The organism is Streptomyces formicae (genome assembly GCF_002556545.1).
GTDB classification, from domain to species: Bacteria; Actinomycetota; Actinomycetes; order Streptomycetales; family Streptomycetaceae; genus Streptomyces; species Streptomyces formicae_A.
In genome coordinates, this window is the sequence record NZ_CP022685.1 from 807,242 (window position 1) to 827,982 (window position 20,741).

Here is a 20,741-nt window from a genome sequence, read left to right on the forward strand (position 1 = left end):
ACGCCCTCGCGGGGCGCGAGCCGGGCCCTGGCCGCGGCTCCCTCCTCCAGGAGCAGGGTCCGCAGTCCTTCGTCGTCCGCGCCGGAGACGTCGACCCGGTGCAGCACGTCGGCCGCGCGGGGACCGGGGCCTTCGGGAACCTCAAGTCGCCAGCCCGCGGCGCTCCCGCCTTCGCCGCCGTCGTCGTCGGTGACGTGGAGGGTCATGCGCAGGGCGTCGTGGTGGTCGAGGACCGCCTGGAGCGCCCGCGCGAGACGGTCGGGGTCGGCGCCCGCGGGTACCCGGACGACCTGCGACTGGCTGAAGTGGTCGGTGGGACCGCCCAGTTCGGCGAGCCAGTGGGTGATGGGCATGAGGGGTACGTCACCGGCTCCCTTCGCGTACTCCTCGGTGACCGCCACTCCGGGGTCGGAGTCCTGTGCGGCATGGGCGAGGGCCATGACCGTCTGGTACTCGAAAACGTCCCGCACGGAGAGTTCGAGTCCGGCGCGCCGGGCCTTGCTGACGAGCTGGATGGCCATGATGCTGTCGCCGCCGAGCACGAAGAATCCTTCGTCGACGCCGACCTCGTCCTGGCCGAGCACCTCGGCGAACACGGCGCACAGCACTTCCTCGCGCGCGGTGGAGGGCGCGCGTCGCTGGGTGTCGCCGCCGTACTCGGGGCGGGGCAGCGCCTTTTGGTTGACCTTCCCGTTGGGTGTGAGCGGCAGGGCGTCCAGCGGCACAATCGCCGTGGGCACCATGTGGGCGGGCAGCTCCCGCGCGAGGTGTTCCCGCCAGGCCGCCGGGTCCTGACCGGTCCCGGCACCGGTGGCCGGAACGGCGTAGGCGACGAGGCGCTTGTCGCCGGGACGGTCCTCGCGCACCACGACGGTGCACTCGCCGACCCCCGGGTGGCGGGCGAGGGCCGCCTCGATCTCGCCGAGTTCGATGCGGAACCCGCGGATCTTCACCTGGTGGTCGGAGCGGCCGAGGTACTCAAGACCTCCGTCACGGTTTCGGCGCGCGAGGTCGCCCGTGCGATACATGCGGGAACCGTCGGCCGCGAAGGGGTCGGCGACAAAGCGCTCCGAGGTGAGACCGCGACGGTGCAGATAACCGTCCGCCGGGGCCCGGCCACCCACATACAACTCGCCCACCACACCGAACGGAACCGGCCGCAACCGCTCGTCCAGCACATGCACCCGCAGGTCCGGGATACCCACGCCGATCACACTGCGGGCACTGCCGTCGGTCAGCGACTCGTCCAACGGCAGGTAGGTCACATGCACCGTCGTCTCGGTGATGCCATACATGTTCACCAACAGTGGCGAACGGTCCCCGTGCCGGGCATACCAGTCCGCCAACCGCGACGGCTCCAACGCCTCACCACCGAACACCAGATACCGCAGAGCCAACTCCCGCCCCACCTCCGGGCGATCAGCATCAGCCTGACTCAACTGGTAGAACGCCGACGGCGTCTGATTCAACACAGTGACCCGCTCACGCACCAGCAGATCCAAAAAGTCCGCAGGCGACCGGCTCACCTCATGCGAGACCACCACCAAACGCCCACCGTGCAGCAGCGCACCCCACAACTCCCACACCGAGAAATCGAACGCGAACGAGTGGAACAACGTCCACACATCATCCGCCCCGAACCCGAACCACTCATCCGTCGCAGAGAACAACCGCACCACATTCTGATGCGCCACCACCACACCCTTAGGGCGCCCCGTCGAACCCGACGTATAAATCACATACGCCGGATGCTCCGGCAACACCCCACCACGCCGACCCGCCACACCAGCGGCAGGCCCAGACGCCAACTCCCCTACCACCGAAGGGGAATCCAGCACCACCACCTCGCAGCCCACATCCTCCGGCAGACTCGCGAGAACACTCGCACTCGTCACCACCAACGCCGGACCACAGTCCACCAACGTGTTCCTGATCCGATCCGCCGGATACGCCGGATCCACCGGCACATACGCCGCCCCAGCCTTCAACACACCCAAAATCGCAACAACCAACTCCTCCGACCGAGGAAGAGCCAACGCCACGAAATCACCCGCACACACCCCCCGATCCAACAGAAGATGCGCCACACGCTCCGCACGCCCATCCAACTCCGCATACGACAACGACACATCACCAAAGACCACCGCCGCGCGGTCCGGTGTACGGGCGGCCTGCGCCTCGAACAGCAGCGGCAAGGTCGTGCGCTCACCCTCCGGCGGCAGCTCACGAGCCACCACACGCTCCGCCTCGGTCAGTACGTCCACGGCGCCGATGCGCTGAGCGGGCTGCTCGGCGGCGGCGGTCAGGACGTGGACGAGCCGTTCGCCGATCGACCGGACGGTGGCCTCGTCGAAGAGGTCGGTGCGGTACTCCAGGACGCCCCGCAGACCGTCGGGGCCGCCCTCCGCGGTGTGACGCTCCTCCAGGGCGAAGGCGAGGTCGAACTTGGCCGCGTGCGTGGTCACCGGGTGCCGGGTGACGTCGAGGCCGGGCAGTCGGCCGATCGTGTCGAGCGCGGACTGCCGGTCGGAGGTGTCGACGCGCAGGGACACCTGGAACAGCGGGTGACGGCCGAGCGACCGCTCCGGGTTGAGCGCGTCGACCAGCCTCTCGAAGGGCACGTCCTGGTGGTCGTACGCCGTGAGGTCGGTGGCACGGACCCGGTCGAGCAGTTCGGTGAACGTGGGGTCGCCCGTCGTGTCGGTGCGCAGCACCAGCGTGTTGACGAAGAAGCCGATGAGGTCCTCGACGGCCTCGTCGTCACGTCCGGCGACCGGCGTCCCGATCGGTACGTCCGTGCCCGCGCCCAGCCGGGTAAGGAGCGCGGCCAGTGCCGTCTGCACCACCATGAACAGGCTCGCGCCACTCTCCCTGGCCAGCCGCAGCAGGCTCTGGTGCACCTCGGCCGGCACGTCGAAGCCGATCTCGTCACCGTCCTCGGAGGCGACGAGCGGGCGGGGGCGGTCGGTGGGCAGGGTCAGTTCGGACGGCAGGTCAGCGAGTTCGCCGGTCCAGTGGGCCAGTTGGCGGGAGACCGGGGACTCGGGGTCGTCCTCCGAGCCGAGCCGCGCACGCTGCCACAGGCTGTAGTCGGCGTACTGGACGGGCAGTGGCGCCCAGTCGGGCGTCCGGCCCTCGCTGCGCGCCGCGTAGGCGGTGACGATGTCGCGAGCGAGCGGCAGCAGCGACCAGCCGTCCGTGGCGGCATGGTGGATCACCAGGAGCAGTACGTGCTCCTGGGGGGCGAGAGCGAACAGCCGGGCCCGCAGCGGTGCGTCGGAGGTCAGGTCAAGGCCGGTGCGTGCCGCATCCGCGAGCCGCTCGGCCAGCTGCTCCTCGGTGATGTGCTCGACGGGCAGTCCCGGCCGGGCCTCGGCCGGGGAGAGGACCTTCTGGTACGGGCCCTGCTCGTCCTCGGCGAAGACCGTGCGCAGCGATTCGTGGCGCTCGGCGAGGTCGGCCAGTGCCGCCTCCAGCGCATCGCGGTCCACGTCGCCCGAGAGACGCAGCGCCGCCGGAATGTTGTAGGCGGGGCTGGGGCCCTGGAGGTGCTGGAGGAACCACAGCCGCTGCTGTGCGTACGACAGGGGGACGCGCCCCGGCCTCGGCTCGGCGCGGGTCAGGGCGGTGCGTGCGTCGTCCGCCGACGTGAGCAGCGTGGCCAGTTCGGCGACGGTGGGCGACTCGAAGAGGGCGCGTACCGACAGCTCGGCGCTGAGGGCGCCGCGGATGCGGCCGACCAGGCGGGTCGCGAGCAGGGAGTGGCCGCCGAGGGCGAAGAAGTCGTCGTCCACGGAGACCTCGGGCACGTCGAGGACCTCGGCGAACAGGGCACAGAGGATCTCTTCACGCGGGTTGCGCGGTGCTCGGCCCTCGGGGGCCGCGCCCGTCTCGGGCTCGGGCAGTGCCTTCTGGTCGAGCTTGCCGTTCGGCGTGAGGGGCAGGGCGTCCAGCGCGACGAACGCGGAGGGAACCATGTAGTCGGGGAGGGAGCCCGCCGCGTGCTCACGGAGGGCGGCGTGCCGCACGGGCCCGGCAGCGGACACGGTGTAGGCGACGAGGCGCTTGTCGCCAGGCCGGTCCTCGCGCACCACGACGGCGCACTGGCCGACGTCGGGGTGCCGCGCCAACACGGCCTCGATCTCGCCGAGTTCGATGCGGAACCCGCGGATCTTCACCTGGTGGTCGGAGCGGCCGAGGTACTCAAGACCTCCATCGCGCAGGCGCCGCGCCAGGTCCCCCGTGCGATACATGCGGGAACCGTCGGCCGCGAAGGGGTCGGCGACAAAGCGCTCCGAGGTCAGAGCCCGACGGTGCAGATAACCGTCCGCCGGAGCCCGGCCACCCACATACAACTCGCCCACCACACCGAACGGAACCGGCCGCAACCGCTCGTCCAGCACATGCACCCGCAGATCCGGGATACCCACACCGATCACACTGCGGGCACTGCCGTCGGTCAGCGACTCATCCAACGGCAGATACGTCACATGCACCGTCGTCTCGGTGATGCCATACATGTTCACCAACAGTGGCGAACGGTCCCCGTGCCGGGCATACCAGTCCGCCAACCGCGACGGCTCCAACGCCTCACCACCGAACACCAGATACCGCAGAGCCAACTCCCGCCCCACCTCCGGGCGATCAGCATCAGCCTGACTCAACTGGTAGAACGCCGACGGCGTCTGATTCAACACAGTGACCCGCTCACGCACCAGCAGATCCAAAAAGTCCGCAGGCGACCGGCTCACCTCATGCGAGACCACCACCAAACGCCCACCGTGCAGCAGCGCACCCCACAACTCCCACACCGAGAAATCGAACGCGAACGAGTGGAACAACGTCCACACATCATCCGCCCCGAACCCGAACCACTCATCCGTCGCAGAGAACAACCGCACCACATTCTGATGCGCCACCACCACACCCTTAGGGCGCCCCGTCGAACCCGACGTATAAATCACATACGCCGGATGCTCCGGCAACACCCCACCACGCCGACCCGCCACACCAGCGGCAGGCCCAGACGCCAACTCCCCTACCACCGAAGGGGAATCCAGCACCACCACCTCGCAGCCCACATCCTCCGGCAGACTCGCGACAACACTCGCACTCGTCACCACCAACGCCGGACCACAGTCCACCAACGTGTTCCTGATCCGATCCGCCGGATACGCCGGATCCACCGGCACATACGCCGCCCCAGCCTTCAACACACCCAAAATCGCAACAACCAACTCCTCCGACCGAGGAAGAGCCAACGCCACGAAATCACCCGCACACACCCCCCGATCCAACAGAAGATGCGCCACACGCTCCGCACGCCCATCCAACTCCGCATACGACAACGACACATCACCAAAGACCACCGCCGCGCGGTCCGGTGTACGGGCAGCCTGCGCCTCGAACAACTCGGGCAGAGTCGAGCGCTCACCCTCCGGCGGCAGCTCACGAGCCACCACACGCTCCGCCTCGGTGAGAACGTCCACGGCGTCGATGTGCAGGGAGGGCCGGGCCGTGACGGAGTCGAGCAGGCGCGTCAGGCGGTCGGTCAGGGACCGCGCGGTCTCGGGGTCGTAGAGGTCGGTGCTGTACACCAGCGCGGCGCGCATCCCGTCGGGGTCGCCGGACGTGGTGTGGCGCTCGGCGAAGCCGAAGACCAGGTCGAACTTGGCGGAGCCGCTCCACGCCTTGCCGTCGGTGACGGACAGGCCCTTCATGGCCTGGTCGACCCGCTCGAGCGCCGAGCCTTCGGTGTCGAACGTGAGAGTGACCTGGAAGAGGGGGTGGCGGGCGAGGGAGCGCTCGGGGTTGAGCTCCTCCACCAGCCGTTCGAAGGGCAGGTCCTGATGCGCGTAGGCCGCCAGGTCCGTCTCGCGCACCCGCTCCAGGAGCTCGGCGAACGTCGGCTCGCCCGACAGGTCGTTGCGCAGCACCAGCGTGTTGACGAAGCAGCCCACCAGCCGCTCCACCGCCTCATCCGTACGCCCCGCCACCGGCGTACCGATCGGCACATCCGTCCCCGCACCGAGCCGTGACAACAGCACCGCGAGCGCGGCCTGCACCACCATGAACACACTCACCCGATGCTGGAGAGCCACCTCCACCACCCGGGCATGCAACTCCGCCGGAACCTCGAACTCCAGCCGCTCACCCTCATACGAAGCCACAGCCGGACGCGGCCGGTCCACCGGCAACGCCAACTCCTCCGGCAACCCGGCCAACGCCTCACGCCAGTACGCCAGTTGACCACCGAGCAGCGAATCCGGATCATCACCGGACCCCAGCACATCCCGCTGCCACACCGCGTAATCCGCGTACTCCACGGTGAGCGGGGACCAGCCGGGTGCCGCGCCGTCCAGCCGGGACGTGTAGGCCGTCGCCAGGTCCTCGGCGAGTACGGGCAGGGTCCAGCCGTCACCGGCGATGTGGTGGAGCAGGAGCAGCAACGTGTGCTCGTCCGGCGCCGTCTCGAAGAGGGTGACGCGCAGCGGCGGTTCGGCGGCGATGTCGAATCCGACGCGCGTCGCCGCGTCGATGTGTCGACGTACCTGGCCCGCGTCGGCGCCGGTGAGGCTGACGACGGTCAGCTCGGGGCGGCCGGGGTCGAGTACGCGCTGATAGGGCCCTTCGGCGTCCTCGGCGAAGAGGGTGCGCAGCGGCGCGTGACGTGCCACCACGTCGGCAAGGGCCGCACGAAGCGCCTCCTGGTCCAAGCGGCCCGAAAGCTCCAGCACCAGAGGCAGGTTGTACGTGGCCGCCGCGCCCTCGAAGCGGTGCAGGAACCACAACCGCTCCTGAGCGAACGAGAGCGGCAGCCGGTCCGGGCGCGGCCCCGCGGTCACGGGGACGCGGGCGGCGTCCACGGTCTCCAGGACCTCGGCGAGTCCAGCGACGGTGGGCGTGCGGAAGACCCGCTGGATGGGGAGTTCGGCGTCGAAGACGGTACGGACCCGGCTCACCAGCCGCGTCACCAACAGCGAATGCCCACCCAAGTCGAAGAACGAGTCATCCACACCCACCCGCGGAACACCCAACACCTCCGCGAACAGACCACACAGAATCTCCTCGCGCGGACCCCGCGGCAACCGCCCCGCACCCACCTGATACTCCGGAGCAGGCAACGCACGACGATCCAACTTGCCATTCACCGTCACCGGCAACGCATCAAGCACCACCACCGCCGAAGGAACCATCCCCTCCGGCAACCGCTCCGCCACCCACTCACGCACCACACCCGCATCCACCACCACATCAGGCGACGACACCACATACGCCACCAGACGCCAGTCCCCCACACCCTCCTCACGCGCCACCACCACCGACTGCCCCACACCCGGAACAGCCGCCACCACCGCCTGAACCTCACCCAACTCGACCCGCTGACCACGGATCTTCACCTGATCATCCACACGCCCCACAAAAACCAGATCACCCGACGCGGTCCACCGCACCAAGTCACCCGTCCGATACATCCGCGACCCCGACGACCCAAACGGGCACGCCACAAACCGCTCCGCACTCAACCCCGCACGACCCCAATAGCCATACGCCAACTGCACACCCGCCAAATACAACTCACCCACCACACCCGGCGCCACCGGACGCAAACCACCATCCAGCACGAACACCGACGTATTCCACACCGGACGGCCGATCGGGACCGACACACCACTCCCCTGTGCGCAGGGGTAGTAGGTGACGTCCACCGAGGCTTCGGTCGGTCCGTAGAGGTTGTGGAGCTGAGCGTCCATCACCTCGTGGAAGCGGTCGGACAGCTCGCCGGGGAGTGCTTCGCCGCTGCAGAACACCCTTTGCAGGGAGGGGCATTCGGCGGCGGTGGGCTCCGCCAGGTAGACCCGCAGCATGGAGGGGACGAAGTGCAGCGTGGTGATCCTCTCCTGGCGGATCACGTCCGCCAGGTAGGCCGGGTCACGGTGCCCGTCGGGCCGCGCGAGGACCAGGGTCGCGCCGGTGATCAGCGGCCAGAAGAACTCCCACACCGATACGTCGAAGCCGGCCGGTGTCTTCTGCAGGACCCGGTCGTCCGGGGTGAGTCCGTATGCGTGCTGCATCCACAGGAGGCGGTTGACGACGCCTTGGTGCGGCACGACGACGCCCTTGGGGCGGCCTGTGGAGCCCGACGTGTAGATGACATATGCGGGGCTCTCCGGCAAGGCGCGCGGCGCGAAGCCGCCCGACGTACCCGACCCCACCTCATCCACACACACCACCGGAACGCCCGGCACGTCCACCGACACACCCGACACCGTCAACACCAACGACGGCGCCGCATCATCCAGCACATACCGGACGCGATCCACCGGATAGTCCACATCCACCGGCACATACGCCGCTCCGGCCTTGTGCACCGCCAGCAGAGCCACCATCAGCTCCACCGACCGAGGCACCATCACACCAACCCGGTCCCCCACCCTCACACCCCGCGCGGCAAGCAGCCCGGCCACACCACACGCACGCGCATCCAACTCCGCATACGACAACGACTCATCGCCCGAGACCAGCGCCACCGCGTCCGGCGTCCGCCCCACCTGCTCCACGAACAGATCAGCCAACGACGCCGAGGGCACCACACTCTCCGTCGCGTTCCACTCCACCACCACACGCCGCAACTCCTCACCCGACAACACGTCGAGATCGGACACACGACCATCGGGGTCGGCGCACGCCTGGTCCAGGACGCGCAGGAGGCGGTCCGCGACAGCGTGAGCCGTCGCGGGGTCGAAGAGTTCGGTGCTGTACTCGAGGCCGCCGTACATACCTGCCGGTGCGCCGTCGGTGGTGAAGCGCTCGCCGAGGTCGAAGGAGAGGTCGAACTCGGCCGTGCCGGTGTGGCTGGGCAGCAGTTCCGCGTCGAGCCCCGAGAGCTCGCTGAGCGCGTTGATCCCGTCGTGGCGGTAGGTGTTCTGGAAGGCGAGCATCACCTGGAACAGCGGGCTGCGGGAGAGCGACCTGGCAGGGTTGAGCTCCTCCACGAGGCGCTCGAAGGGCACGTCCTGGTGGACGTACGCGGAGAGGTCACTCTCGCGCACGCGGGCCAGGAGTTCACGGAACGTGGGGGCGCCCGACACGTCGGTGCGCAGCACCAAGGTGTTGACGAAGACGCCGACCAGTTCCTCGACCGCCTCGTCGGTGCGCCCGGCGATCGGCGACCCGATCGGGATGTCCTCGCCGCCGCCGAGCCTGGACAGGAGTGCCGCGAGGGCGGCCTGCACGACCATGAAGACGCTGGCGTTGTGGGTGCGCGCGAGGGCGACCATCCGGGTGTGCAGTTCGGCGGGCACGTCGAACTCGAAGTGGGCTCCGGCGCCGGTGGCGACGGCGGGGCGGGGGCGGTCGACCGGGAGCGGCACCTCGTCGGGCAGGCCGTCGAGCGTCTGCTTCCAGTAGGCGAGCTGCCGGTCGGCGAGGCTGTCGGGGTCGCCGGGCGTGCCGAGGGCGTCGCGCTGCCACAGCGCGTAGTCGGCGTACTGGAGGGGCAGCGGCGACCAGTCGGGTGCCTTGCCCTGCTGACGGGCGGCGTACGCGGTGGCGATGTCGCGGACGAGCCGCTCCATGGACCAGCCGTCCGCCGCGACGTGGTGGACGACGAGCAGCAGGACGTGCTCGGTGTCGGACATCTCGAAGAGCCGTACGCGCAGGGGCGGTTCGGCCGAGAGGTCGAAGCGCTCGCGGGCCACGCGGTCGAGTCCGGCGTCGAGGTCCGCGGGGTCGACGGGTGCCACCAGGAGGGACGGTTCGGCGTCCTCGGGGGCGAGTACGGTCTGGCACAGTCCTTCGGCGTCCTCGGTGAGGAGGGTGCGCAAGGGCTCGTGACGGCGGACGACGTCGCCCAGGGCGGCGTGCAGGGCCGCGCGGTCCAGGGTGCCGGAGAGCCTGAGGGCGGCCGGGATGTTGTGGGTGGCGTTGGCGTCCTGGTCCTCCATGCGGTCCAGGAACCACCAGCGGCGCTGACCGTACGAGGCGGGTATGCGTGCGGGGCGCGGCCCCGCGGGGCTCAGCGGTTCGCCGACGGCGCCCGCGGAGGCCAGGGCGCGGGCCAGGGCCGCCGGGGTGGGGGCGTCGAACAGCTGCCGGACGGTGATCTCCGCCCGGAAGCTGGCGCGGACGCGGGAGACGAGCCGGGTGGCCAGCAGGGAGTGCCCGCCCAGGGTGAAGAAGTCGCTGTCGGGCCCGACCTGCGGCAGGCCGAGGACGCGCGCGAAGAGCTCGCAGAGCAGCTCCTCGTGGGGCGTGCGAGGAGCACGGGCGGGGGTGTCGTCGGCGTACTCGGGCGCGGGGAGGGCCTTGCGGTCGAGTTTGCCGTTCGGGGTGAGCGGCAGTTCGTCCAGGAGGACGACGGCGGCCGGGACCATGTACTCGGGCAGCGCGTCGGCGAGTTGCTCGCGCAGCGAGTCGGGGTGGGCGCCGCCCGCGGGGACGGCGTACCCGACGAGGCTGACGTCCCCTGGCCGGTCGCTGCGGGCGATGACGACGGCCTGGGCGACTTCCGGCAGCCGGGCGAGCCTGGCCTGGATCTCGCCGAGCTCGATGCGGTGGCCGCGGATCTTGACCTGCCCGTCGGCCCGTCCCACGAACTCGATGCTGCCGTCGTGCCGTTGGCGCACGAGATCGCCGGTGCGGTACATGCGCGCGCCGGGAGCGTCGTGCAGGGGGGCGAAGGGGTCGGCGACGAAGCGTTCCGCGGTGAGGTCCTGGCGCCGCCAGTAGCCACGGGCCAGTCCCGTACCGGCGATGTACAGCTCGCCCACGACCGTCGGCGGGACGGGGCGCAGGGCGCTGTCGAGCACGTAGGCGCGGGTGTTCCAGAAGGGGCGGCCGACCGGTACGGGTCCGTCCGGTGTGGGCTCGCCGGGCTCAAGGCGGTGGTCCAGGCAGTTCACCGTGGCTTCGGTGGGTCCGTACGCGTTGTAGACCACGGCGTCCGGGTGCCGTCGACGCCAGGCGTCGAGGGCGCTGCCGTGCAGTGCCTCGCCTCCGATGATGAGCGTGTCGCTGGGCGACGCGGCGTCGGGGAGGGTGTCGAGGAGTTCCAGGTGGCTCGGTGTGACCTTCATGAAGGTAGGCCGTGCGCCGCTGCCCGCGGTGTCCTCGTCCAGGTCGCCGACGCGGACGCGGCCGCCGCTGACGAGGGGGGTGTACAGCGCGGTGACCGTGAGGTCGAAGGCGACCGGCGAGTGCAACAGGGAGGCTCCCGCCGCGGCCGGATACGTCGCGCGGGCCCGCTGGAGGTAGGCGGTCAGGGAGCGGTGCTCGACCACGACTCCCTTGGGGCGACCGGTCGAACCCGAGGTGTAGATGACGTAGGCGGGGTGGTTCGGCAGGAGGCGTGTGGCGTGCGCGGTGTCGTCGGCCTCGGCAGCGCCCTCTTCGTGCGGTGCGGCCGCGGTGTCGGGCACGTCGACGAGTACGCGCCGGGACGCCGGGCCGGGAACGCGGTCGGCGAACCGGGTGTCGGTGACGATCAGCGCCGGTTCGCAGTCCTCGATCATGTACTGGATGCGGTCGGCCGGGTAGTCGGGGTCCACCGGTACGTACGCGGCACCCGCCTTGACCACGGCGAGCAGCGCGACGACCAGCTCCACGGAGCGGGGCAGCACCAGCGCGACGAACTTCTCGGGGCCCGCCCCCGCGCGGCTCAGCCGGCGCGCGAGGCGGTCCGCGCGCTCGTCGAGCTCGGCGTAGCTGAGGACCTGGTCGCGCGACTCGACCGCCGGGGCCTCGGGGGTGCGTCGCACCTGCTCTGCCCAGAGCGCGGGCAGCGTGGTCGAGGGCACGTCCCTGCCGGTGTCGTTCCACTCCACGACGGCGCGGTGGTGCTCGTCGGCGTCCAGCAGGTCGGCGCGTCCGATGGGCTCGGAGGTGTCGGCGAGGAGCCTGGAGAGGTAGGTGAGGAACCGGTCGCGGTGGGCGTGGAGTTCGGCGTCGCTGTACAGGCCGGCGTGGGCGTCGAAGTCGACGCGGATGCCGCCGGTGCCGTCGGGGGTTCCGCTGATGTGTACGGACAGGTCCCTGACGCGCCCGGTGGAGAGCTGGCGTGCCGTGGCGGTGCGGCCGCCGAAGTCCAGGGACTGCTCGTGTCCGACGAGGTTGACGACGGGGCCCACCAGCGGGTTCCCGGCGTTGCGTGCCAGGTCGCGGTGGAGGTCCTCGCCCCGGTACCGCTGGTGCTTGACGGCCCCGAGGACCTGCCGCGCCACCTGCGCGGTCAGCTCGGCCATGGTCTCCGAGGGACGGACCCGGACGCGCAGCGGGACCTCGTTGGCGAGCATGCCGGGGGTGGTGAGGGCGGCGCGGCCGGTGCGCGCGGCGATCGGGAATCCGATGAGGACGTCGGAGAGGGACGTCAGGCGCTGGAGGTAGGCGGCGAAGGCGGCGGTGAGCACCACGGTCCAGCGGGTGCCCGCCTCCCTGGCCGCCGCGGTGAGGCCGCTGACCTGCGCGTCGGAGAGCCAGGTGGCGGCGCGGAGTTCACTGTGGGCGGGGGGTGCGGAGCCCGGCGCGAGGCGCGGCGCCTCGGGGGCGTCGGCGAGGGCCTCGCGCCAGTAGTCGCCGTCCCGCTCGTGGGCTGCGGAACGGCGGTACTCGCTGTCCTCGTCGAGGAGTCGGGACAGGGCGCCGAAGGTGGCTTCGGCCGGTTCGGCGCCCTGGGTGTACGCCGTGTACAGCTCGGCGATCCGTCGGCAGTGCAGGGTCTGGCCCCAGCCGTCGAGCGCGATGTGGTGGTAGCGGAAGGCGAGCAGGTGGCGGTCCGGTGCGAGGCGCAGCAACGTGTGACCGTAGAGCGGCCCCTGTGTCAGGTCGACCGGGACGGCCAGGTCGGCCTTCATCCGGGCCAGGGCCGCGGCGTAGGGGTCGGCCTCGTCGCTCAGGTCGACGTGCGACAGCGGTGCGGTGCCGGGGACGGTCTCCAGCCACAGGCCCTCGTCGTCCTCGGTGAAGCGCACCCGCAGCGCCTCGGTCTCCCGTACGGCACGGGTGACGGCACGGTCCAGGAGGTCTTGGTCCAGGGGTGCGTCAATGTCGAAGAACACGCCGCAGTTGTAGAGCGGGCTGCCCGGCTCCAACTGCTGCGCGACCCAGACACCCAGTTGTGCGGCCGACGCACGGTGACGCAGGGATCCGCCCTCGGACATACTCAACCCGCCCTTTCTGCCAATTCATCGATGAGTGCGCGGCCCTCTCCGGGGTGCCGTCTCCCCGGTGGCCGTACGGAGGTGCGGTGCGGGTCAGCCGACCGCGTCGACGGCGATCTCGGTCGCCAGGAACGCGGCGAGGAGCGCGATGGTGGGGTACTCCCAGGTCAGTGCCGCGTCCAGGCTCAGTCCCCAGCGGTCCTCGATCTCGCCGATCAGGGAGAACGCCTGGAGGGAGTCCACGCCGTACTCGGCGAGCAGCACGTCCGGGAGGACCTCCTGGGCGTTGTCGCCGATGAGGTCACCGATCCGCTCGGTCAGCCACTGACGTATCTCGGTCTCGGAAGCGCCGTGTGTGCTCATCCCGCCGCCCCCTGCGTCGTGACACTGGTGTGCATGCTGTCCAGACGTCCTTCGACGTAGAGCTCGCGCATGGCGGAGCGCTCGATCTTTCCGCTGGTGGTGCGGCGGATGCCGCCCCGGCGCACCAGGACCACCGCGGCCGGTACGACCCCGAAGTCCCGTGAGACGGACAGCTTCATGCGGGCGGCGAGCCCGGCGAGCTGCTGCTCGTCCAGACCGGTCTGGACCTCGTGGGTGACGACGAGGGACTCCTCGGTGTCACCGTCGGCGTGCGGGCTCGCCGTGGTGGCGAACACGGCCCCCACGTTGCCCAGTTCGGGGTGGTGGACCCTGAGCTCGTACTCGATGTCCTGGGGGTACAGGTTGCGGCCGCGGAAGATCATCATGTCCTTGATGCGGCCGGTCACGTAGAGCTCGCCGTCGTGCACGGCACCCAGGTCACCGGTGCGCAGGAAGCCCGCTTCGCCGTCGGCGGTCACCGCGCGGAACGTCGCTTCGGTGGCCTGCTCGTCGCGCCAGTACCCCTGGGCGACGCTGGGGCCGCGCAGCCAGATCTCCCCGATGTTCCCGGCGGCCAGGCGCTCTTGGGACTCGGGGTCGACGATGGCCACCTCGTAGTCGTGCGCGGTGCCGTTGCTCGGCAGGTCCCGCCCCCGGTCGGCGAACGTGGTCGCGCGGAACTCGCGGCGGGCGAGGGAATCGCTGTCCACCTTGGTGACGACCGGGACGCGCGGGGGCGCGCCGGAGACGAACACCGTGGATTCCGCGAGGCCGTAGCAGGGGGAAGCGGCCTCGGCACGGAACCCGGCGGACGCGAACCGCTTGGCGAACTCGGTCATGGATCCGGCCTGCACCGGCTCGGAGCCGTTGACCGCGTAGCGCCAGCGTGAGAGGTCGAGCCCGGTGATCTGTTCGTCCGTCACCTTGCGGGAGCAGTAGTCGTAGCCGAAGTTGGGGGCGGCGGACCAGCTGATGTCGTAGGTGTCGATCATCCGCAGCCAGTAGTGCGGCCGCTTGAGGAAGGTGGTCGGGTCCATGAGCACGCAGGTGCTGCCCCGGAAGAGCGCGGGCAGCGTCTGCGCCATCAGGCCCATGTCGTGGTACTGCGGGGCCCATCCGCCGAACCGCGCGTCCCGTGGCACCTCGAGGGTGGAGCAGAGGGTGGCCGCGTTGGTGAGCAGGTTCCCGTGGCTGATCATCACGCCCTTGGGCGTGCCGGTCGAGCCGGAGGTGTACTGGAGCAGGGCCAGCGTCCCGTGGTCGGCCGAGGGGGCCGACCACCCCGAGCCGTCGGGGAGTTCGCCGCCGTCGGTGACGAGGACGGGGAGCTGGTCGAGCCCTTCCTCCGCCGCCCAGTGCTCGACCGTACCCAGGTTCGCGGTGTCGGTGAGTACGGCGCCGGCCTGCGAGTCGGCGGCGATGGCCCGGACCCGCCTGCGCTCATGGGCGAAGCGTCCGGGCAGCGGGGCGGGCACCGCGACCATTCCGGCATAAAGGCACGCGATGAAAGGCACGATGAACTCGGCCGGCGGGTAGAGAAGCAGCATGCGGGAGCCGGCCGGGTGGCGATCGGCGAGCAGAACGGCCAGTTGTCGGGCCCGCGCGTCGAGTTCGGCGTACGAAAGATGCGTCGCGACGCCCTGCTCGGGGTCGCGCACCCAGATCAGGGAATCCTGTTCCGGACGGTCTGCCGCCCAATTCCGGAGGAGCTGCGTCGCGCTGGGATTGTTCAAGACATCGGACATGGCCCGTCGATTCCTCAATTCTCAGGTGGGAATTTCCTGTGCTCAGTCGCCAGCGCATTGCGACGCTATCCGCCGTCAGAACGCGTCGTCAAGGACGTGATTCCGAGGGTTCAATGAGGTGAATCGGGCGCCAGCTGCATCTTTTACTGTCGCCTAAATAACGGCAGGACCCGGGTGTGGGACTTGTCTCACGCGGCGGGCAGCTGGGATTCGACACTGCCCCAGGGCCCGGGGGCAACGGCTTCCTTGATCTGCACGCCGAGCAATGCCATTCCCAGGGGAGTGACCGTGTGCAGCACGGTGTTTCGGTTCCGGTGCGTCGTAATGAGTCCGGATTCCCGCAGAATTGACGTGTGCTGGCTTGCCCCCGCCGAGGAAATGCCCAGCCTTTCGGCCAGTTCGGAGGTGGTGCACGCGACGGTGAGCGCCTGCAGCGCGGCGGCGCGGGTCCGGCCGACCAGTGCGCGCAGCGCCTGGAGGGTGTGGTCGGGTTCGTCCCACAGGCCGGCGGCCTGGGGGAAGTCGGGCGAGACGGCGAAGACCAGGGCCGCGTTGCCCGACTCGGGCTCGGAGCGGATCAGGATGCCCGGCTGGTGCGTCAAGAAGAGGGAGGGCACCAGGACCAGGCCCTGGCCGTTCAGGTGCACGTCCCGGTCGGGGCCCGGGACCTCGAGCACGGGACTGCGCCACAGGATCTTGGAGTGCAGGGTTTCGAGCAGCCGGTCGACCCCGCCCGACATGGTGATCCTGCCGCGGGCGTTGCACTCGCACTCGAGCTGGTTGAGCACCCGGTTCCAGTACGGCGCCACGGCCCGGTGCCAGACGTCCCAGACAGCCGCCAGCGCCTCCTTGCGTGAAAGCCCCAGGGCGCGCAGGGCCTTGTCGTCCGCCTCCGGCGCCCGGTCCACCAGGCAGAGCAGGTCGCCGGGGGCGCGCACCCTGCTCTGCGGTGAGGTGAGGAGCCCGGAGAGTGCGGTGTGCTGCCGCAGGTGCTTGGCGAGACGGCTGCGCCACCGCAGATGCGGGGCGGTGCCCGCCCTGCCCAGCATGCCCAGGGCGAACACGGTCTCGGCGACCGGGCCGAGCGTGGGGCTCAGCCTGGTGCGCGCCAGATCCTCGACCGTGAAGTGAATCCTCTGCACTTTCCATCCCTCCACCGGGACGCCGACGACGGACACTGTCTGGACGGGGAGGGGCGTCACGCCGCCTGTGCGTGCTCCTGCTGCTTCACCCCGAGGATGCGCACCGCTTCGTAATAGACCTTCGCCAGGCTTTCGCACTCGGTGCGACTGTCGCCGCTGTAGCCCGCGCAGACACGCTTCAGATCGGCGTAGAAGGCGCTGTCGATGCGGTCCTTGTTCGCGGCGAACTGACCGGCCGCCTTGTAGTTGCGGTAGCCGAAGTCATGCCGCGCACAGGACATCTTGAAGGGGTAGCCGTACGGATTGTCCGGTGACGTGGTGCAGTAGTCGGTGGACCAGTCGAAACCATAGGCGGCCCAATTGCCCTGGTTCTGCCGCGCACTGTTCCACGCCGCATAGCTGGAGGCGCTTGTCTGTGTCCAGCTCGACAGTACCTGGGGCTTGTCGGCCGGAGCCGCCTGGGCCGGAATGGCGGAGCCGAGGGACGCCGCGAGCGCGGCACCTGCGGCAACCGCCGACATAAGTATGCGAGAACGCATCCTGGAACCTCCGAAATCGGGCGCAACTCAGCCGAGCCACGCAAGCACGTGGAAACACGCGGATTCGATTGTGCGTGCTACACAGTCTGCGTAACCCGGCTATGGCGGCTTTATCGCGGGGCTATGTCGAGCATGCGCCGGAGGTCAGACGGGTCGGCCCGGCCCGTCGCGTCAGACGCAGCGTCGTGTGTTCCAGGGATTCTTCGTGGAGCAATTGCTCGGCGTGGAGCCGAAGGAGGTGCGGATAGCGATAACAGAGTCCTCCGCCGCGGCGCATCCGCCGCCTGCCCTCCAAGGGGTTCAGTTCGAGCAGGTTGAGGTCGACGAGCCGTTCCAGGGTGTCCTCGGCGTCCGCGGCGCTCGTGCACAGGACCTCGGCCGCGGTGCGCACGTCGAAGTCGGCGGCGGGCGTGGCGCTCAGGGCGCGGTACGCGGCGGCCGTGTCCAGCGGTACGTGGCGCAGCGCGCGGTCGAAGCACGCGCGCGGGGAGCTCTCGCCATGGCTGAGCGTGTCCAGCAGACGCTGCGGGTCGGAGAGCCGCGCCACCAGGTCCTCGACGCTCCAGTGCGGCTTGCTGTCGAGTCTGAGCCCGGCGGCCCGTATCGCCAGCGGCAGTCGCCCGCACAGTTCGAGGAGCCGGTCCACGGCCTCGGTCTCGACCAGCTCCCGCCCCGTGATGGCGGCGAGGAGCGCGACGGCGTCATCGTGTTCGATCGGGCCCAGGCGCACGCCCCTGGTGCCGCGGCCGTGCATGAACTGCTCGAGGCCGGTGACCAGGACGCAGCACTGCCCACCGCCCGGCAGCAGCGGCTCCACCTCCCGGAAGGTGGTGGCGTTGTCGATGATGACGAACGCGCGCCGGTCCGCGAGCAGGCTGCGGTAGGCGGCCGAGCACTCGCCGAGCCCCTTCGGTACCAGGTCGGGGTGCATGCCGAGGGAGCGCAGGAACCGCTGAAGGACGGCGAGGGCGGTACGCTCGGGGGATCCCGCCGCCGCGTCCCTGATGTCCACGTAGAGCTGGCCGTCGGGGAAGTGCCCGGCCTTGGAGCGGCCCCAGTGGACCGCCAGCGCGGTCTTGCCGCTGCCGGGGCTGCCGCTGATGAAGCAGACGGCGGTGCGCCGACGTCCGGGATCCACGGCCAACAGGTAGTCGAGTTCCTGGAGTTCCGCCTTGCGGCCGACGAAGTCTCCCACGTCCAGGGGAAGTTCCAGGGGGATGGTGCCGGTTTCGGCCACCATGCCGGGCCCTTCGCCGACCGACGGCTCCCCGGACGTGTCGTTGAGTATCGCGTCGTGGAGCACCTGGAGTTCGGCGCCCGGCTCCAGGCCCAGTTCGTCGATTGACAACGTTCGCCCTTCGCGGAACGTGTGCAACGCTTCCGCCCGCTGACCCGCGCGGTACTGGGCTCTCATCAGGGTGGCTCTTAGCTGCTCGCGCAGGGGATGCGCGTGCAGCAAGGCTCTCAACTCACTGATGATGGAGCGGTGTTCACCCAGCTTCAACCGGAGCGTCATCAACTGTTCCGCCGCCAGGAGCCGCTGCTCCGACAGGCGCGTCGCCGCCATCTCGGCGAACTGTGCGGGTACGTCGCTCAAGGCCGGTCCGCGCCACAGCGCGAGCGCCTGTTTGAGGGACTCGGCCGCTTCGGCCAGGTTGCCCTCCCGTCCCAGCCCGTAGCCCCGCTCGGCGCCGAGGGAGAACTCCATGGCGTCCAGGCGGCGCCCGGCGAGGGAGAGGCGATAGCCGGGCTGGACGGTGGCGATCACCTCGTCCGTGGCTCCGGCGTTCCGGAACAGCTTGCGCAGCGCGGCCACGCAGATCGACACCTGAGTACGTGCGGTGTTCGGCGGTCTTCCGTCCCAGACGTTCGAGATCAGGGATTCGACCGAAACCACACCCCCCTGGGCCAGGAGGAGGTGGGCGAGTACGGCTCGTTGCCGCACACCCCGGATCTGCAGCGGTTTCCCATCAACGGTGGCCTCGAGCGGCCCCAGAATCTTGAACTCCAGGCCGGATCGTGACATCTCCGCCGTTTCCTCCCCCTCCGTCAGTCCATGTCTCAGTACCGAACGCCGAACCTGGCCTTGCTGCGCCATCTCGCGAACCCCCCGTCGTGTGAGCGACGATCCCCCGGAGCACTGCCTTCCCCTGGACCTCAACGATGACGAGATCTTTGCATGCTGGAGGAACGTACACCCATTGAATCCCGCCAGGTAGGGCGTCCTGCGTAGAGCACTCGGACGCCTCGGAAGACCCCAACCCAGGGCCGAGCAGCGTCGGTTGTCCACTCAATAACCGCGCGATGGGCCGGGCATAGTCGGAGCCCGCATGATCCGTTCAGCAGCAGAGGATGTCCGATCGAAGCTGGAGGAGCTCATGCCCCGCTCGCCCTTCCCGGAGACCGGCACCACCCAGGCCGCCGCCTCGCTCACGGAGCGCTGACGCGGGTCCGCCGTCCGCCTCTCGGCCCTCTGCGGCCGCACACGCTGTGACCAATACGGAGCGAGCGACTCCACACACAACGGGGCCGTTCCCACGGCCACTTGGCCCACGCCAGCTCGAAACATACACACGGGCGAGCCGATGGGCATCGGCGACGCGCCGGAGTCGGCGTGCCAGCGATGCCCATCGGCTCGATCGCCGACCGACCGCCGCGTGCGGTCCTGAACTCACCCGGTGGAGGCGGTTGTGACAGAGCTCAGTTTGGTGGCCGCGGTGATCCAGTCGTCCAGAACCTGCGCCGCCGCACCGGAGTCGACGGCCCGTGCGGCACGCTCCACCCCCGCGCCGATCCGCTCGGTCACCGACCGCTCGTCGGGGTCCAGCGCGGCGAGACCGGCCGCCGCCGACAGCAGCACGGCGTCCCTGACGGGCCCGCGCTCACCTGCCAACACCTCCCTGACGACCCGGGCGTTGTGGGTCCGGTCGCCGCCCCGCAGCGCCTCGACCGGGGCGCGTCCGATGCCGATGTCGCGCGGATCGAGGCGGCCGCGGTGAACCTCGCCGTCCTGCACCGACCAGATGGTGGACGTGGTGCTGACGCTCAGCTCGTCGAGCCCGTCGTCGCCCCGGAAGACGAGGGCCCGGGTGCCGCGGCGCGCGAGGACCCCCGCGATCAGCGGAGCCATCCGCCGGTCCGCGACGCCGACCGCGTTCGCGGCGGGTGCCGCGGGATTGGACAGCGGGCCCAGGATGTTGAAGACGGTGGGCACGCCCAACTCTCGCCTGACGGCGGCGGCATGACGCATCGAGGGGTGGAAGCCGGGTGCGAAGCAGAAGGTGATCCCGGCCTGGGCCACCGTCTCCGCCACCTGGTCCGGCGACAGGTCGAGCGGAACGCCGAGTTCCTCCAGCACGTCGGCGGATCCGCAGGCCGAGGAAGCGGAACGGTTCCCGTGCTTGACCACCCGCGCCCCCGCGCCCGCCGCGACGATCGCCGCCATGGTGGACACGTTGACCGTCTTGGCGCCGTCACCGCCGGTGCCGACGATGTCCAGGACCGGGCCCGGCACGTGGAGGGGACGGGCGTGCGCCGTCAGCGAGCGCACCAGGCCGTTGATCTCCTCCACCGTCTCGCCCTTGGCGCGCAGCGCGATCAGGAACCCCGCCGTCCGGGCGGGGCTCGCCGACCCGCTCATCACTTGGTCCATCGCCCATTCGGTGTCCTCGGACGTCACGTCACGGTGGGCCAGCAGAGCGCTGAGAATGGCGGGCCAGTCCCCCGCGTACGTGCTTCCGGTCACGTCGAATTCTCCCTGAGTTCGCGGGCATCGCCCGCTGCGGTCGGCTCGGT

The 20,741-nt window shown here is 70.0% G+C and carries 7 protein-coding genes (1 of these 7 cut by a window edge); all 7 read right to left on the reverse strand.

Annotation, left to right across the window (positions count from 1 at the left end; genetic code table 11):
* Positions 1–13,157, reverse strand: the 5' portion of a protein-coding gene (locus KY5_RS03280) for a non-ribosomal peptide synthetase (RefSeq protein WP_098240745.1). The gene continues 1,180 nt to the left of window position 1, outside the view; the window shows 13,157 of its 14,337 coding nt (coding positions 1–13,157); it begins with the start codon at positions 13,155–13,157; the stop codon falls past the left edge of the window.
* Between the two features lie 93 nt (positions 13,158–13,250).
* Positions 13,251–13,520 carry an acyl carrier protein gene (locus KY5_RS03285; protein WP_098240746.1) on the reverse strand — a complete coding sequence of 90 codons (270 nt, stop codon included), beginning with the start codon at positions 13,518–13,520 and terminating at the stop codon, positions 13,251–13,253.
* Entirely contained in the window at positions 13,517–15,265 is a 1,749-nt protein-coding gene (locus KY5_RS03290; protein WP_098240747.1) for a fatty acyl-AMP ligase, read from the reverse strand. Before KY5_RS03290 ends, KY5_RS03285 begins: the two co-directional genes overlap by 4 nt.
* Before the next feature lie 188 nt (positions 15,266–15,453).
* The gene (locus KY5_RS03295; protein ID WP_098247035.1) at positions 15,454–16,407 is read right to left on the reverse strand and encodes an ArsR/SmtB family transcription factor; all 954 of its coding nucleotides are present in this window, start codon (positions 16,405–16,407) and stop codon (positions 15,454–15,456) included.
* 56 nt (positions 16,408–16,463) lie between these two features.
* A complete protein-coding gene (locus tag KY5_RS03300; protein ID WP_098240748.1) occupies positions 16,464–16,946 on the reverse strand; it encodes a phospholipase in 483 nt (160 codons plus the stop codon).
* Positions 16,947–17,067: 121 nt separating this feature from the next.
* Positions 17,068–18,972 carry an AfsR/SARP family transcriptional regulator gene (locus KY5_RS03305; protein WP_159072477.1) on the reverse strand — a complete coding sequence of 635 codons (1,905 nt, stop codon included), beginning with the start codon at positions 18,970–18,972 and terminating at the stop codon, positions 17,068–17,070.
* A 645-nt stretch (positions 18,973–19,617) separates the two neighbouring features.
* Positions 19,618–20,691, reverse strand: coding sequence for an anthranilate phosphoribosyltransferase (gene trpD / locus KY5_RS03310; RefSeq protein ID WP_098240750.1), 1,074 nt, complete (start codon positions 20,689–20,691; stop codon positions 19,618–19,620).
* Between the last annotated feature and the right edge of the window lie 50 nt (positions 20,692–20,741).

What these genes read in the sequence shown, in the direction of transcription:
- KY5_RS03285 (WP_098240746.1), bottom strand. Translation starts at nt 13,520, where the DNA reads ATGAGCACACACGGCGCTTCCGAGACCGAGATACGTCAGTGGCTGACC.
- KY5_RS03290 (WP_098240747.1), bottom strand. Translation starts at nt 15,265, where the DNA reads ATGTCCGATGTCTTGAACAATCCCAGCGCGACGCAGCTCCTCCGGAAT.
- KY5_RS03300 (WP_098240748.1), bottom strand. Translation starts at nt 16,946, where the DNA reads ATGCGTTCTCGCATACTTATGTCGGCGGTTGCCGCAGGTGCCGCGCTC.
- KY5_RS03305 (WP_159072477.1), bottom strand. Translation starts at nt 18,972, where the DNA reads ATGTCACGATCCGGCCTGGAGTTCAAGATTCTGGGGCCGCTCGAGGCC.